Source organism: Bradyrhizobium jicamae (assembly GCF_018130695.1).
Classification (GTDB): Bacteria; Pseudomonadota; Alphaproteobacteria; order Rhizobiales; family Xanthobacteraceae; genus Bradyrhizobium; species Bradyrhizobium jicamae_B.
The window spans coordinates 124598-137767 of sequence record NZ_JAFCJX010000001.1 but is presented as its reverse complement, the minus strand read 5'-3'; the positions used below and the strand labels follow the sequence as shown (position 1 = coordinate 137767).

Genomic DNA, 13170 nt, shown 5'->3' with positions numbered 1-13170 from the left:
AAGGCGTCGAGGCCATGTGTCTCAACACTGCAACGATCCGCGTGGATCGATGGTGCGGTTCGACGCGACGTAGTCGATCTCTCCGCGCGTGGTACCGATATCCATCAGTTCCCTGTCGCTCAGCTCAGACAAACGGTCGCGGAGCCTTTGGCGTTGGCGCCACTCCTGTAACGTATCCCGGCATGTCCTGAGCAGGCCGCAGACGCGCGGCGACGGCGCAAGGGAGAGCCCAAATCTGATCGCCCCGTGGATCGCGTTCATCGTGGCGCTCCTCTGAAATGTTGGTTTCAACAGGGGGAGGGTGTCAGGACCCGAGAGGGTCCGCTTGATCGTTCGCTTACTTTTCCCTTACCGGCGGCTTATGCTTCGGCTACTTCTCTGGCTACCGGGGACGCGAATGTCGCCGGCGAAGCGGAGGCGGCACTGGAGGGATTAGCAACTTGCTCTATCTCTTCGAGAATTTCGCATTCGATACTGGCCGGCGCGAGTTACGTCGCGGGGCGGCCGTCATTCCGATGGCGCCGCAGGTCTTCGACCTGCTCGAATACCTGATCCGTAACCGGGATCGCGTGGTCAGCAAGGACGACCTCATTGCCGCCGTCTGGAACGGTCGCATCGTGTCCGACGCCGCGCTCACGACACGTCTGAACGCAGCTCGCGGTACGGTCAGCGATTCCGGGGAGGAGCAGCGGCTTATCAAGACGCTTCCACGCAAAGGTTTTCGTTTCGTCGGCGTCGTCCGGGAGGAGAGCCCTGCAGATGATCTGGTGAGCGATGCCAACGCGCGACAGCCGGTCTCCTCGCTAGCGCTTCCCGACAAACCGTCGGTGGCCGTTCTCCCCTTCAGCAACCTGAGCTCCGATCCGGAGCAGGATTACTTTGCGGACGGGATGGCCGAGGACATCATAACGGCGCTGTCCCGCTTCAAGGAGCTGTTCGTCATAGCCCGCCACTCGAGCTTCACCTACAAGGGGCAGGCGGTCGACGTAAAGCAGGTCGGGCGCGAACTTGGCGTGCGTTATGTCCTGGAGGGTAGCGTTCGCAAGATTTCAGATCGCGTGCGGATTACCGGACAGCTCGCTGATACGTCGTCGGGCGTGCATCTCTGGTCGGGCCGGTTCGACGGTGGGCTCGGGGACATCTTCGAATTGCAGGACCGGGTGACCGAGAGCGTCGTGGGTGCGATCGCGCCGGCGGTGGAGAGTGCCGAGATCGAGCGTGCCAAGCGCAATCCTACCGACAGCCTCGACGCCTACACCGTCTATCTGCGAGGCATGTCCAGTTTTTATCAGTTCATCTATCAGGTCATCGGCCAACAACCGTATCAAGAAGCCCTGCGCTTGTTCATCCATGCGACCGAGTTGGACCCGGACTTTGCGGCTGCCTATGGCCGCGCTGCATCCTGTTACGCGTATGGCAAGGGGGTCGGCTGGATTCCGGAAGTGGCGGATGAAGTTGCCGAGGTAACGCGGCTGACGAAGCGTGCAATCGAGTTGGGCAAGGATGACGCGATCGCGCTCGCTGCCAGCGGGTGGGCGTTGGCGGCCATCGTTCACGATCTCGACCAAGGCATCGCCTTGATCGATCGGGCGCTTGCGCTCAATCCGAATTTTGCCGAGGCGTGGCACGCCGGCGGCTGGATAAAGGATTGGCTCGGCGAGCCGTCATCGGCGATCGATTACTTTGCGCATGCCATCCGCCTGAATCCTCTCGATCCACGCTTGATGGGCATGCGCAACGGAATCGCCTATGCGCACTTCCTCCTGGGTCGCTACGATGAGGCCGCGTCGTGGGCCGCTATGGCGCTACGGGACAGCCCCGACTTTCCAGCCGCGCTACGCGTGGCTGCCGCGAGCAACGCCATGTTGGGGTGCCTGGATAGGGCTAATGCAGCGGTCGCTCGGCTGCTGCATTTGCGTCCCGGTCTGCGTCTTTCCAACATACGAGACATGGTGCCTCAGCGGCATCTCGAAGATCTTGAGCGCTACAAGGATGCATTGAGACGAGCCGGGCTGCCTGAATGACAGTCGGGCAATGGCAAGATGCTTTGATGCATCGACGGATCGACCGATCAGGGGAGGCCGTTTTTGACCGACCATCGCGTTGAAAGGCGGCTTGCGGCCATCCTTGCGGCCGATGTAGTCGGATATAGTCGCTTGACCGGCCTCGATGAGGAGGGGACCCACATCCGCCTCAAGGAGCGCCTGCGTGGGCTCGCTGACCCCAGGATCAGCGAGCATCGCGGCAAGGTCGTCAAATACACCGACGATGGCATGCTGGTCGAGTTCGCCAGCGTCGTGGACGCTGTGCGCTGCGCCATCGCAATCCAGCGCGGCATGGCAGAGCAGAACGCCATGGTGCAGCAGGCCGAGCGGATCGAATTTCGTATTGGTATCCATCTCGGAGACATCATCGTCGATGAAAACGATATCTTCGGAGACGGCGTCAATATTGCGGTGCGTCTTGAGGGAATAGCGGAGCCTGGCAGCGTCTGCATTTCAGACGACGCGCAACGTCAGATTCGCGGCAAGGTCGATATCGCCTTTGAGGATATCGGGCTGCAGAGCCTGAAGAATATTGCTGAACCAATGCGCGCGTGGCGTTTCAAGATAGATTCGGGTGTTCCCGCGGTAAGATCGGCGAAGCCACCGCTCGCGACGGCCCAGGCGCTGCCACTGCCCGACAAGCCATCCATTGCCGTGTTGCCGTTCGAGAACATGAGCGGCGACCCCGAGCAGGAGTATTTTGCCGACGGCATGGCTGAAGAAATCATCACCGCGCTATCTCGCTTCAAATCGCTGTTCGTGATCGGCCGCAACTCGAGCTTCACCTACAAGGGGCGCGCGGTCACCGTAAAGCAGGTCGGCAGAGAACTCGGCGTCCGCTATGTCCTCGAGGGAAGCGTGCGAAAAGCCGGAAGCCGAGTCCGCATTACCGGGCAGCTCGTCGAAGCGGCGACGGATCGATATTTGTGGGCCGACCATTTCGATGGTGCGCTTGAGGACGTATTCGGCCTGCAAGACCAGGTCACCGCCAAGGTCGTGGGGCTGATTGCTCCGAAACTCGAACAGGCCGAGATCGAACGATCGAGACAAAAGCCGACTGAAAAGCTGGATAGCTACGACTTCTACCTGCGCGGCATCGCGCTGGGGATAAGCCGGCGGAGGCAAGCTGAGGCGAGAGCCCTGTTCAAGGAGGCGCTTGCGCGGGACGCGGACTACGCCGCGGCATATGCCATGGCTGCATGGACATTCCTCGTGCAGCAGGTGACCGGCGGCCTGCCTCTGACCGACGACATGCGGGCAGATGCGGTTCAGTTCGCCCGGTCAGGCGCAAGAACGGCAAATTCCGACGCGTTCACATTGGCCAGATGCGGCCATGTGCTGACATACTTCGGGCACGAATACGATCGCGGATTGGCGATGGTCGAGCAGGCCGTTGCCCTCAACCCAAATCTCGCCATCGCCTGGTATTCCCGGGGCTGGGTGGCGCTGATGTGTGGTGAACCGGAGCGCGCAATCGAGAGCCTTGAGCGAATGATCAGGCTGAGCCCCTTTGACCCGCTGCGAGCGACCGCCTGGCTGGGAATCTCGTTTTCACACTTTTATCAGGAGCGTTTCGAGGAGGGATGCGCCTCGGCGGCGAAGGCATTCCAGTTCACCGCCGATACCAATATGCTCGAAGCCTATATCGCGAACGCCATCCGCGCCGGACATGTTGCCGAAGCCCACGAAGCGGCGGCGCGATTGTTGAAACTTCAGCCGGACTATCATGCGTCTCGTGGCCGACAGGCCGTTCCCTTCCGTTCAGCCGAGATGCGTGAGCGGATCGTCGTGGCCCTGCAAGCTGCGGGCTTGCCGGAGTAGGTCGTAGATGTTCGCGTCGGAACGCGGCGTGCGTTTGCGTGGAAGGACATGAGGGGTGCCCTGGCCGCTCCACATCCAAGGAGCCGCCATGCTACTTCGCGAGGAAATAGAAGTCCTCACGGCCGGGCAGCGAGCCGTAGGTGTAGGGTTCCTGGCGCCCGGCGGTCGCCTCCATCATGTCGTCGCGCACGAGGCGGAACAGCTTGTTGATCTCGACATTGGGCGTGGCGATGCGTTGCGCGAACGCCACCGCGAACAGCGAATTGCCGCCTTCGCCGTCAAGCGCGACTGGCCATGCTTGGCCGCGTAGACGACGAGCGCCGCGCCGGAGACCTTGACCTCGCTCAGCCCGCGGCTGGTCGAGCGGGTATGTCGCCTTGGCCCTTGGCTGCGCGTTGCATTGACCGCCCTGACGTCGGTCTTTGTGTCGCGTGGGTTCGTGCGGCGGCTGTTGACGTTCTCGTTCGCGCGATGTGTCAGCCGGATTGACCGGATACTGTCCATTGGATCAATAGCGCTGGCCGCAGGTTCGCGCTTTGCTATTGCTGCGACCGGCTTGCGGTTCTCCGCGCCACATTGTGCCTGGTCGAAGGAGGTGTCCATGGCGAATGCACCTCCGAACTGTCCGAGATGCGGACGCAAGATGATCGCGGTGTCGCCGTCCGAGGGCAACGGGCCGTCGATCATGCTGTGCCGCGCTTGCGACGCTCCGGATCCGCTGCAGTCCGAAGTCGTCGTGGGGTGGATCCACAGCACCCTTCGTCCGCCGGATTGATCTCGCCATCCTGCGACAAGAGAAGTCTCAAGCCATGCCCGAACAAGCCAAAGGTTGCCCGGCGTTGATCTAGGTCAAGCGCGGGGTGCTGCGCGCGCGCAGCTTGGGTTCTGGCCAAAACTGGGAGGTTCAAGTGACACGATATCGAAAATCCCTGACCGTGACCGGATTCGTCTGCTCCGCCCTGTTGTCGATCGCCTTTGTGTCGTTCGACAGCAAGCCGGCGAGCGCGGTGGTGTATTGCACCTATGTCGGCTATCCCGCAGGCTGCATCGCGAGAGCCGGCGTCGTCCTGCGGCCCCGGCCCGTCGCGCGGGCTGCGGTCCGTAACAATGTCGGCGGCAATTTGAACGGCGGCGTCAATCGCGTTGGGGTGCGGCGCTAGCTGTCTCGCAAGGGATGCGCATCGCATCTGTTCCGACCCGTTGATGATAGTTTGAGCGGACGCGCCGGAATGCGGCCGGGCACGCGAGCGGTTGCCTGCTGTGTCGATTCCGGCTACAACTTGAGAGTGTCGCGGCAGCCCGAGTCACGTGGGGGGCGCGGAGCGACAGGATGCCTGTGGTGGCGTATTTCCGCAATGTCGGCGCGGTGCTGTTCGCGCTGCTGTTGCTCGCCGACTATTTTTGCCCGCAGCTGCCGGTCGTCGAGAAGGCCGCGGTGCATCCGCCCATCATCCGGATCTTCTCGGTTGAGAATTGGCCCGAGCGGGTCGTTTTCGATACGGCCCGGGCGCCGGTTCCGTCCCCGGCAGAAGCGGGCGCGACGGTTGAAATCGCAGGAGTGCCCGATGTTGTCGCGGCGCCGGCCATCCCGGTCGAGGCTTCGCCCGCGCGCGACGCATTCGCGATGCTGCCAAAGCCGGATGTCGCGCCGCAGGTATCGGTTGGTCAGCACCGGCGTCAACACCGGCCGCCCTATCGCGCAGCTCGGCCGAGCCGGTATTATGGGCCGCCGCCGACATATCTGGCGATGCGGCACCGGCAATATGCGTTCGGGTTCTTCGAGTGGCGCTGATGCCTGACATGATGAGGGGACCACCGCGGCAACCGATGGTCCCCGGCAATTCAGCTAGTTATTGGCACAGCTGCCGCCGGCCATCCGCACCGCGGAAGTACGTGCCGGGCTGGCACACATAGCCCTGATCGTAAGAAGGATAGCGCGCGTAACCATAGGCGCCATAGGCTCCCACGGCCGCTGCTCCGACCGCGGCTGTACCCACGACGGCCCGTCGCGTCTGACGACGCGCGACGCCGGCGACGCTGACGGGAGTCAGTGGCCGGCCGACGCGGGCCCGGGCGCTGTCGACCGAGAGCGAGACGCCGCCTGGCTCGGACCAATTGACGGAGAACATCGCTGCACACGCGCAGGCAGCGATCGCAAGGACGGATTTTCTGACCATTCTCATGGGTCTCTCCTTCATGAAGAACCCCGGCACCACAACATCGCGTGCCCTGCGCGGCTTGATACAGATCAAGCATTGTTCGTGATGATCTGCCTGCGTCGCGCGGAGGGCGGATCAGGCATAATCCGCCGTCGCGTGCCGACAGAACGCGGATGACGCCAGCGCTCATCCGCTCTGCGAACTCATCTTGCAGGATGGGTGGAGCGCAGCGATACCCATCAATTGCATCCGAGTGGCGAGGTGATGGGTATCGCTTGCGCTCCACCCATCCTGCGAAGTCAGATGCAAAGTCCGAGCAGCTTGACGTGGCACTCCCTGGGCTTGGAGCGGCTGGCAGGGACCACCTCGCGCTTCACAACAACAACCGGCTCCTTGCCTTTCTTGCCTTTACCCGGCTTCGGCTCGTAATCGCCGGCGATCACCATGGCCCAGTAGGTGCGCTTGCCGCTGGCATCTTTCGCGCTCGCGATCCCGACGCGGGACGCATTGTGCAGCAGCAGGTTCTTGCGATGGCCGGAGGAATCGATCCACTGGCCGAGGGTTTTCTCGAAACTCTCGTAGCCATAGGCGATGTTCTCGGCCGCGCGCCCCGCCTTCGCCGGTGCGACCCGGGTGAAGAACGAGCCGAGCACGTCGTGGCTGAGATTGTCCTTTGCCGCCATGGCGCGAGCCTGGTCCATCGCAATGCGATCGAGCGTCGCATCGCGCACCACGCGCGGCTCGCCATGCGCGAGACGGAAGCGCGAGATCAGTTCGGCCGGCGAGTCGGCTGCCAATGCAGGCATGGCTGCCAGCAGCAGACAAAGTGCGAGGACTCCGCCAACCGCGCGCTGCATCATCGACCCTCCAAAGCGTTCGTTGCCGGGCCAACGCAATACAAGACCATCGCTCCGTGGGCAATGCGGGCTGCGTATGTCGCTGGTTTCGCGCTTTGCGTTGCGGCCAACCGGGGATAGGCTGCGGCGCGCACGAAAACCGTGCGTTCCGGAGAAGACCCCACACAAGGAGAGGCCCCGATGACGGTGATCGATTCCCAGGTCCATGCCTATGAGGCCAACAGCCCGAAGCGGCCATGGGCGACGGTGCCGAACTGGCCCGATCACGTCACCGGCGACGAGATGGTCGCGGCGATGGACAAGGTCGGCGTCGACGGCGCGATCTTCATCTCGGCGTTCTCGATGTATCGCTATGACGCGAGCTACGCGGTGGAGGTGCAGCGCGCACATCCCGGCAGGTTCGGCATCGTCAAGCCGGTGGATCCCGACAATCCTGCCGTCGCCGATGTCGTCGCGGAGTGGAAGGCGACACCGGGCACCGTCGGCATCCGCATCATGCTGCCGAAGGATGGCCGCGCGGCCGACGATCCCGGGCACGACCGGATCGCACGCGCCGCGGTGCGCCATGATTTTCCGGTCAACCTGCTGTGCTGGGACAATCTCGACGAGGGCATCGCGCTGGTCGACCGCCATCCCGGCACGCGCTTCATCATCGATCATCTCGGCCTGCTGCAGCCGCGCGTGCCGGGCGCGCCGGAAAAGCCATGGGCCGAGCTGCCGAAGGTGCTGGAGCTCGCCAAGCGCCGGAACGCGGTGATCAAGGTCAGCGGCGCCTGCACGCTGTCGCGCGAGCCGTATCCGTTTGACGACATCTGGGATCCGCTGGCGCGCGTGTTCGACGCCTGGGGTTTCGAGCGCTGCCTGTGGGGCACCGACTGGACGCGCGCGTTCGCCGTCGTCAATTACGAGCAGGCGGTCGAGCCGTTTCGTTTGACGAGCCGCCTCAGCGAGACCGAGCGCGCGATGCTGATGGGCGGTGCCTGCGCGAAGGCGTACCGGTGGACGCCGAAGAAGTAGAAGTAGGGCGGATTAGCCGTAGGCGTAATCCGCCGACCCGTGTTACGGCGAAGAATGGCGGATTACGCTAGCGCTAATCCGCCCTACGCACCTCATAGCGTCACCACGATCTTGCCGAGGTGCTGGTTGGCTTCCATATGCGCGAACGCCGCGCCGATGTCGTCGAACTTGTAGACCTTGTCGATCGGCAGCTGCAGCTTGCGCGATTCCACCGCGGGCCAGATGTCCTTGCGGACTTCGTCAAAGATCGCGCGGATCTCCTCGATGGTGCGGGTGCGGAAGGTGACGCCGATATACTGGATGCGGCGCGCGGCGTGCAGGTCGAAGTTGAAATCGCCATGGGTGCCGCCGAGCCGGCCGACATTGACGATGCGGCCCTTGACCTTGGTCGCCTTCAGATTCTGGTTGGCGACGGGACCGGAGACCTGGTCGACGATGAGATCGACGCCTTCGCCGCCGGTGGCCGCAAGCACCTGATCGACCCAGCCGGGATCCTTGGAGTCGACAGCGAGATCGGCGCCGAATTCCTTCAGGCGACCGCGGCGCATCGCATCCGTCGATGAGCCGATCACGAGCTTGGCACCTTTATGCTTGGCGATCTGCATCGCCATCAATCCGACGCCGGAGCTGGCGCCCTGGATCAGCACGGTTTGCCCTGCCTGCAGCGCGCCATTGGTGACGACCGCGTTGTGCATGGTGGCGAGCGCGACGGGCAGCGTCGCGGCCTCGTCGAAATTCATGTTGGAGGGCGCGCGGAACAGGCGGCCGTGATCGGCCAGCGTGTATTCGGCGAACGCAGCACCGCCCGAGCCCATGATCTTGTCGCCGACCTTGACGCCCTTGGCGTCAGGCCCGAGCTCGGCGACCTCGCCGGCCCATTCCATGCCGAGCACGGTGCCGACGCCGCCGGCCGCGCCATGCGCGTGGCCCTTGGTCATGCCGAGGTCGGCGCGATTCAGGCCGCAGGCGTGGACCTTGACCAGCACCTGCGTGCCCTTCGGCGAGGGCTTTGCAACGTCGGTGATGACAGGCCCGTTGGCGCCGTAGACATAGGCTTTCATGGCTCTTCTCTTTCTTCTTGCGTAGGGCGGATTAGCGAAGCGTAATCCGCCGACACGTGTCGCCGCAAAGAATGGCGGATTACGCTAACGCTAATCCGCCCTACGAATCTCGTTCGCGGTTATTCCGCGGCCTGGCGCTTACCGCCGGACAGCATCGCTTCGAACCGCTCGCGGATGATCGCCTCGGCCTCGCGGACGATGCGCGAGATCAATTCGGCGCAGGAGGGGATGTCGTGGATCAGGCCCTGCACCTGGCCGGCCGACCAGATGCCTTCGTCGGCATCTCCGGTGGCGTAGACCATCTTGCCGCGGGCGCCGGCGACGAGCTCGCGGACGTCCTCGAACTTGGCGCCTTCCTTTTCCATCGCCACCACCTTGGTCGAGATCGCGTTCTTGGCGACGCGCGAGGTGTTGCGCATGGTGCGGAAGATCAACTCGGTCTCGCGCTCGTCATTGGCGACGATCTTCTCCTTCACCAGCTGATGGATCGGGCTCTCCTTGGTGCACATGAAGCGCGTGCCCATGTTGATACCCTCCGCACCCAGCGCCAACGCGGCAACAAGTCCGCGCGCATCACCGAAGCCGCCGGAGGCGATCATCGGGATCTTCACCTTGTCGGCGGCGGCAGGAATCAAAATGAGACCGGGCGTGTCGTCCTCGCCGGGGTGACCCGCGCATTCGAAGCCGTCGATCGAGATCGCATCGGCGCCCATCCGTTCGGCGGAGAGCGCGTGACGCACGCTGGTGCATTTGTGCAGGACCTTGACGCCGTGCTTCTTGAATTCGTCGACATGCTCCTGCGGCTTGTTGCCGGCGGTCTCGACGATCTTGATGCCGCTCTCGATGATGGCCTGGCGATATTCGGCGTAGGGCGGCGGCTTGATCGCGGGCAGGATGGTGAGGTTGACGCCGAACGGCTTGTCGGTCATCTCGCGGCAGCGCGCGATCTCCTTGCGCAAATCGTCCGGCGTCGGCTGGGTCAGCGCCGTGATCATGCCGAGCGCGCCGGCATTGGCGACGGCGGCGACCAGCTCCGCGCGTCCGACCCATTGCATGCCGCCCTGCACGATCGGGTGGTCGACGCCGAACATTTCCGTGAAGCGAGTCTTGATCATTGCTGCCCTCTGTTTCCCCGCGGCGGGAGGCCCGCGCGTTTTCCTTGGATTTGACGGGCAGGATGCCGTTAGCCCCTGCAAAAGTCTATCCTGCAGGGCAGGGGTCTGAGCAACGCCAGCATGCAAAAGCAACCGCTTGTTCCGCAGTGCGAACAATTCCGCACGTGCCGCGCGCGTCAGGTCGAGGCCAACGCCGTCTGAGCGGCAATCTCATCAGCGCGCCAGCAGCGGACCGCGTGTCCGTCGGGACGCGTTTCGAGCGGTGGCACGGGCGCCCGCTGACACACGGCCGCGGCGTGGCGGCAGCGCGGCGCGAACGCGCATCCGTCCGGCGGATTGAGCGGATTGGGAAGCTCGCCTTTGGTCGTCGCCAGCGGCGTGTGGCGCAGCGGATCGGGTATCGCCGCGATCAGGGTTTGCGTATACGGGTGCGCCGGCCGCTCGAAGATCTCGCGCCAGTCGCCGGTCTCGACGATGCGGCCGAGATACATCACGGCGACCCGGTCGCTCATGTGCTCGACGACGCCGAGATCGTGGCTGACCATGATGTAGGAGAGGCCGAGCGTTTCCTTCAGCTCCAGCAGCAGATTGATAATTTGGGCGCGGATCGACACATCGAGCGCCGACACGGGTTCGTCGCAGATGACGATCCTGGGATTGAGGATCAGCGCGCGCGCAATCCCGATGCGCTGACGTTGCCCGCCCGAGAACTCATGCGGGTAGCGGCCGGCCTGTTCGGGACGCAGGCCGACCTGCTTCAGCATCACCGCAACGCGATCGTCGATCTCGCTCCTGGCCGTCACGCCATGCAGGCGCAAGGGATCCTCGAGCGTGCGGCGAACGGTCTGGCGCGGATTGAGCGAGGCGTAGGGATCCTGAAACACCATCTGAACGGTCCGGGCGAGCGTCTTCCGATCGCCGGATTGCCCGCCGGTGACGACCTGCCCATCCAGCACGATGCGGCCGCGCGTCGGCACCAGCAGGCCCAGGATCGACAGCGCGAGCGTCGACTTGCCGCAACCGGATTCGCCGACCAGGCCGAGACATTCGCCGCGCTTCAGTTCGAGATCGACGCCGTCGACCGCACGCACCAGCTGGTGGCCGCCGCCCAGCCAGCCGCCGCCGATCGGAAAATGAACCGCGAGATCCTTCACGCTGAGGATGACGTCGTCGCCGGGCCTTTTCGCGGGCTCATGCATGGTGGTGGCACCTGACCAGGCCGCCGGCATCGAGCGGGGTGATCTCCGGCGCGGTTGTCCGGCAGATGTCGGTCGCGAGCCTGCAACGCGGATTGAAGCGGCAACCGTCCGGAAAATCCGCGATCGCCGGCACGACGCCTGCGATCTCCGTCAGCCGCGTCCGGCCGAGCGCCGCGCGGCTGCCGAGCCGCGGCAGCGAGTCGACCAGGCCGCGCGTGTAGGGATGCGCGCCGGCGCGGAAGATGTCGGCCGAGCCGCGCTCCTCGACGATGCGGCCGGCATACATCACGGCGACGCGGCGGCAGACATTGGCGACCAGGCCGAGATCGTGGCTGATCATCAGGATCGCCGTGCCGCGCTCGGCGCAGAGATTGCGCATCAGCTCGATGATCTCCGCCTGCACGGTGACGTCGAGCGCGGTGGTGGGCTCGTCGGCGATCAAGAGGTCCGGGCTGCAGGCAAGCGCAATCGCGATCATGACGCGCTGGCGCATGCCGCCGGACAACTGGTGCGGATAATCCTTCACCCGCCGCTCGGGCGCGGGCACGCGGACATCGGCCAGCGCCTCGACGGCCAGCCTGTTGGCTTCGCTCCAGTCCTTGCCCTTGTGCAGCACGAACATCTCGGCGATCTGGCGGCCGACAGGGGAGACCGGATTGAGCGCCGTCATCGGCTCCTGGAAGATCATGGCGATGCGATTGCCGCGCAGCGCGCGCTGCTCGGCCGCCGACAGGTTCTGGAGTTCGCGGCCGTCGAACCGGATGGTGCCGGCGCCGATCGAGAGCGGGTGACGCAACAGGCCGATCAGGGCGAGTGCCGTGATGCTCTTGCCGCAGCCGGATTCTCCGACCAGCCCGAACGTCTCGCCGCGATCGATGCGGAATGAAACGCCCTCGGCCGCCGCAACGCGGCCGGACCGGTCGGCGAGATCGATGCGCAAATTCTCGACCTCGATCAGGGGAGGGCTCGTCATGCGCGCCGGCTCCGCGACTGCGGATCGAGGATATCGCGCAGGCCATCACCGAGCAGGTTCAGGCCGAGCACCGTCAGGAAGATCGCAAGGCCCGGAAATACCGAGAGCCACGGTGCCGTGGTGATCTGGTCGCGCGCTTCCGACAGCATGCTGCCCCAGCTCGGAAACGGCGGGCGGACGCCGAGACCGAGGAATGACAGTGCGGCTTCGGACAGGATCGCGCTGCCCATGCCGAGCGTGCCGATCACGATGATGGGGCCGAGCATGTTCGGCAAGAGCTGCGTGATCATGATCCGCAGATCGCCGTAGCCGAGCACTTTGGCCGCCTGCACATAGCCTTGTCTCTTCAGGGAGAGCGCCGAGGCCCGCGCGATCCGGCAGGTGAAGGACCAGTTGGTCAAGCCGAGCGCGATCAGCAGGCTGGTCAGCCCGGGTCCGAGCACCGCCATGATGGCCAGCGCGAAGATCAGTGAGGGGATCGCGAGCATCAGGTTGGTCAGCCCGTTGACGACATCGTCCCACCAACCGCCCCAATAGCCGGCGGTCAGGCCGAGCGCCACGCCGATCACGCTGTTGATCAGCTGCGAGACGATGCCGACCGTCAGCGAGACGCGCGCGCCGTACAGCACGCGGGAATAGATGTCGCGGCCTTGGCCGTCGGTGCCGAACCACCAGACCCAGCTCGGTGCTTCCTCCGCATTCATCAGATTGGCGTCCATCACCGGATCGGTATGCGCCAGCCAGGGCGCGAGCAGGCCGACAGAGATCGCCAGCGCAAACAACCCCCCGCCGATGATGAGACTTGATCCGAGCTTCATCGCCGCCGCTCCGCGGCATCGGCACTGCGCTCCCTCTCCCGCTTGCGGGGGAGGGTTGGGGTGGGGGTCTCTCCACGAGTCATATTGCGGAAATAGCCCCCACCC

The 13170-nt window shown here is 64.4% G+C and carries 15 protein-coding genes; 6 read left to right on the top strand and 9 right to left on the bottom strand.

Annotated features, from left to right (window positions below):
• Positions 1-21 precede the first annotated feature (21 nt).
• Entirely contained in the window at positions 22-261 is a 240-nt protein-coding gene (locus JQ604_RS00610; RefSeq protein WP_212351968.1) for a DUF1127 domain-containing protein, read from the bottom strand.
• A 179-nt stretch (positions 262-440) separates the two neighbouring features.
• Between JQ604_RS00610 and JQ604_RS00605 the strand changes: the two genes are divergently transcribed.
• Together JQ604_RS00605 and JQ604_RS00600 are read left to right on the top strand one after the other, a co-directional pair.
• Complete coding sequence (locus JQ604_RS00605; RefSeq protein ID WP_212351966.1) at positions 441-2024, top strand: winged helix-turn-helix domain-containing tetratricopeptide repeat protein; 1584 nt, start codon at positions 441-443, stop codon at positions 2022-2024.
• 63 nt (positions 2025-2087) lie between these two features.
• Positions 2088-3866, top strand: a complete 1779-nt coding sequence (locus JQ604_RS00600) for an adenylate/guanylate cyclase domain-containing protein (protein WP_212351964.1) — start codon at positions 2088-2090, stop codon at positions 3864-3866.
• 91 nt (positions 3867-3957) lie between these two features.
• Here the strand turns inward: JQ604_RS00600 and JQ604_RS00595 are convergent, their stop codons facing one another.
• Positions 3958-4116: a hypothetical protein gene (locus JQ604_RS00595; RefSeq protein WP_212351962.1), complete on the bottom strand. Its 159-nt coding sequence runs from the start codon at positions 4114-4116 to the stop codon at positions 3958-3960.
• A 351-nt stretch (positions 4117-4467) separates the two neighbouring features.
• On the opposite strand from JQ604_RS00595, the gene JQ604_RS00590 reads away from it, so the two are divergent.
• The 3 genes from JQ604_RS00590 to JQ604_RS00580 all read left to right on the top strand — a co-directional run bounded on the left by JQ604_RS00590 (position 4468) and on the right by JQ604_RS00580 (position 5658).
• Positions 4468-4641, top strand: coding sequence for a hypothetical protein (locus tag JQ604_RS00590; RefSeq protein ID WP_212351961.1), 174 nt, complete (start codon positions 4468-4470; stop codon positions 4639-4641).
• 133 nt (positions 4642-4774) lie between these two features.
• Positions 4775-5026 carry a hypothetical protein gene (locus tag JQ604_RS00585; protein WP_212351959.1) on the top strand — a complete coding sequence of 84 codons (252 nt, stop codon included), beginning with the start codon at positions 4775-4777 and terminating at the stop codon, positions 5024-5026.
• Positions 5027-5205: 179 nt separating this feature from the next.
• Positions 5206-5658 carry a hypothetical protein gene (locus tag JQ604_RS00580; RefSeq protein WP_212351957.1) on the top strand — a complete coding sequence of 151 codons (453 nt, stop codon included), beginning with the start codon at positions 5206-5208 and terminating at the stop codon, positions 5656-5658.
• Positions 5659-5716: 58 nt separating this feature from the next.
• On the opposite strand, the gene JQ604_RS41370 is transcribed toward JQ604_RS00580, so the two are convergent.
• Both JQ604_RS41370 and JQ604_RS00570 read right to left on the bottom strand, forming a co-directional pair.
• Positions 5717-6049, bottom strand: a complete 333-nt coding sequence (locus JQ604_RS41370; RefSeq protein ID WP_433996213.1) for a hypothetical protein — start codon at positions 6047-6049, stop codon at positions 5717-5719.
• 275 nt (positions 6050-6324) lie between these two features.
• Positions 6325-6882 carry a CAP domain-containing protein gene (locus JQ604_RS00570; protein WP_212351956.1) on the bottom strand — a complete coding sequence of 186 codons (558 nt, stop codon included), beginning with the start codon at positions 6880-6882 and terminating at the stop codon, positions 6325-6327.
• 180 nt (positions 6883-7062) lie between these two features.
• Here JQ604_RS00570 and JQ604_RS00565 point away from each other — a divergent pair, with 180 nt between their 5' ends.
• Positions 7063-7899, top strand: a complete 837-nt coding sequence (locus JQ604_RS00565; protein ID WP_212351954.1) for an amidohydrolase family protein — start codon at positions 7063-7065, stop codon at positions 7897-7899.
• A 92-nt stretch (positions 7900-7991) separates the two neighbouring features.
• Here JQ604_RS00565 and JQ604_RS00560 read toward each other — a convergent pair whose 3' ends face one another.
• The 5 genes from JQ604_RS00560 to JQ604_RS00540 form a co-directional block, all read right to left on the bottom strand.
• Positions 7992-8960: a zinc-binding dehydrogenase gene (locus tag JQ604_RS00560; protein ID WP_212351952.1), complete on the bottom strand. Its 969-nt coding sequence runs from the start codon at positions 8958-8960 to the stop codon at positions 7992-7994.
• Positions 8961-9079: 119 nt separating this feature from the next.
• Positions 9080-10075 carry an NAD(P)H-dependent flavin oxidoreductase gene (locus tag JQ604_RS00555; RefSeq protein ID WP_212351950.1) on the bottom strand — a complete coding sequence of 332 codons (996 nt, stop codon included), beginning with the start codon at positions 10073-10075 and terminating at the stop codon, positions 9080-9082.
• A 176-nt stretch (positions 10076-10251) separates the two neighbouring features.
• Positions 10252-11274 carry an ABC transporter ATP-binding protein gene (locus JQ604_RS00550; protein WP_212351948.1) on the bottom strand — a complete coding sequence of 341 codons (1023 nt, stop codon included), beginning with the start codon at positions 11272-11274 and terminating at the stop codon, positions 10252-10254.
• Positions 11267-12247: an ABC transporter ATP-binding protein gene (locus JQ604_RS00545; protein WP_212351946.1), complete on the bottom strand. Its 981-nt coding sequence runs from the start codon at positions 12245-12247 to the stop codon at positions 11267-11269. The genes JQ604_RS00550 and JQ604_RS00545 overlap by 8 nt, the downstream gene beginning before the upstream one ends.
• A complete protein-coding gene (locus JQ604_RS00540) occupies positions 12244-13065 on the bottom strand; it encodes an ABC transporter permease (RefSeq protein WP_212351944.1) in 822 nt (273 codons plus the stop codon). The genes JQ604_RS00545 and JQ604_RS00540 overlap by 4 nt, the downstream gene beginning before the upstream one ends.
• Between the last annotated feature and the right edge of the window lie 105 nt (positions 13066-13170).

Bases quoted from the DNA above. Each gene is read 5' to 3' on its own strand.
- JQ604_RS00610 (WP_212351968.1), bottom strand. From the start codon at position 261: ATGAACGCGATCCACGGGGCGATCAGATTTGGGCTCTCCCTTGCGCCG.
- JQ604_RS00590 (WP_212351961.1), top strand. From the start codon at position 4,468: ATGGCGAATGCACCTCCGAACTGTCCGAGATGCGGACGCAAGATGATC.
- JQ604_RS41370 (WP_433996213.1), bottom strand. From the start codon at position 6,049: ATGAGAATGGTCAGAAAATCCGTCCTTGCGATCGCTGCCTGCGCGTGT.
- JQ604_RS00570 (WP_212351956.1), bottom strand. From the start codon at position 6,882: ATGCAGCGCGCGGTTGGCGGAGTCCTCGCACTTTGTCTGCTGCTGGCA.
- JQ604_RS00565 (WP_212351954.1), top strand. From the start codon at position 7,063: ATGACGGTGATCGATTCCCAGGTCCATGCCTATGAGGCCAACAGCCCG.
- JQ604_RS00560 (WP_212351952.1), bottom strand. From the start codon at position 8,960: ATGAAAGCCTATGTCTACGGCGCCAACGGGCCTGTCATCACCGACGTT.
- JQ604_RS00555 (WP_212351950.1), bottom strand. From the start codon at position 10,075: ATGATCAAGACTCGCTTCACGGAAATGTTCGGCGTCGACCACCCGATC.
- JQ604_RS00550 (WP_212351948.1), bottom strand. From the start codon at position 11,274: ATGCATGAGCCCGCGAAAAGGCCCGGCGACGACGTCATCCTCAGCGTG.
- JQ604_RS00545 (WP_212351946.1), bottom strand. From the start codon at position 12,247: ATGACGAGCCCTCCCCTGATCGAGGTCGAGAATTTGCGCATCGATCTC.
- JQ604_RS00540 (WP_212351944.1), bottom strand. From the start codon at position 13,065: ATGAAGCTCGGATCAAGTCTCATCATCGGCGGGGGGTTGTTTGCGCTG.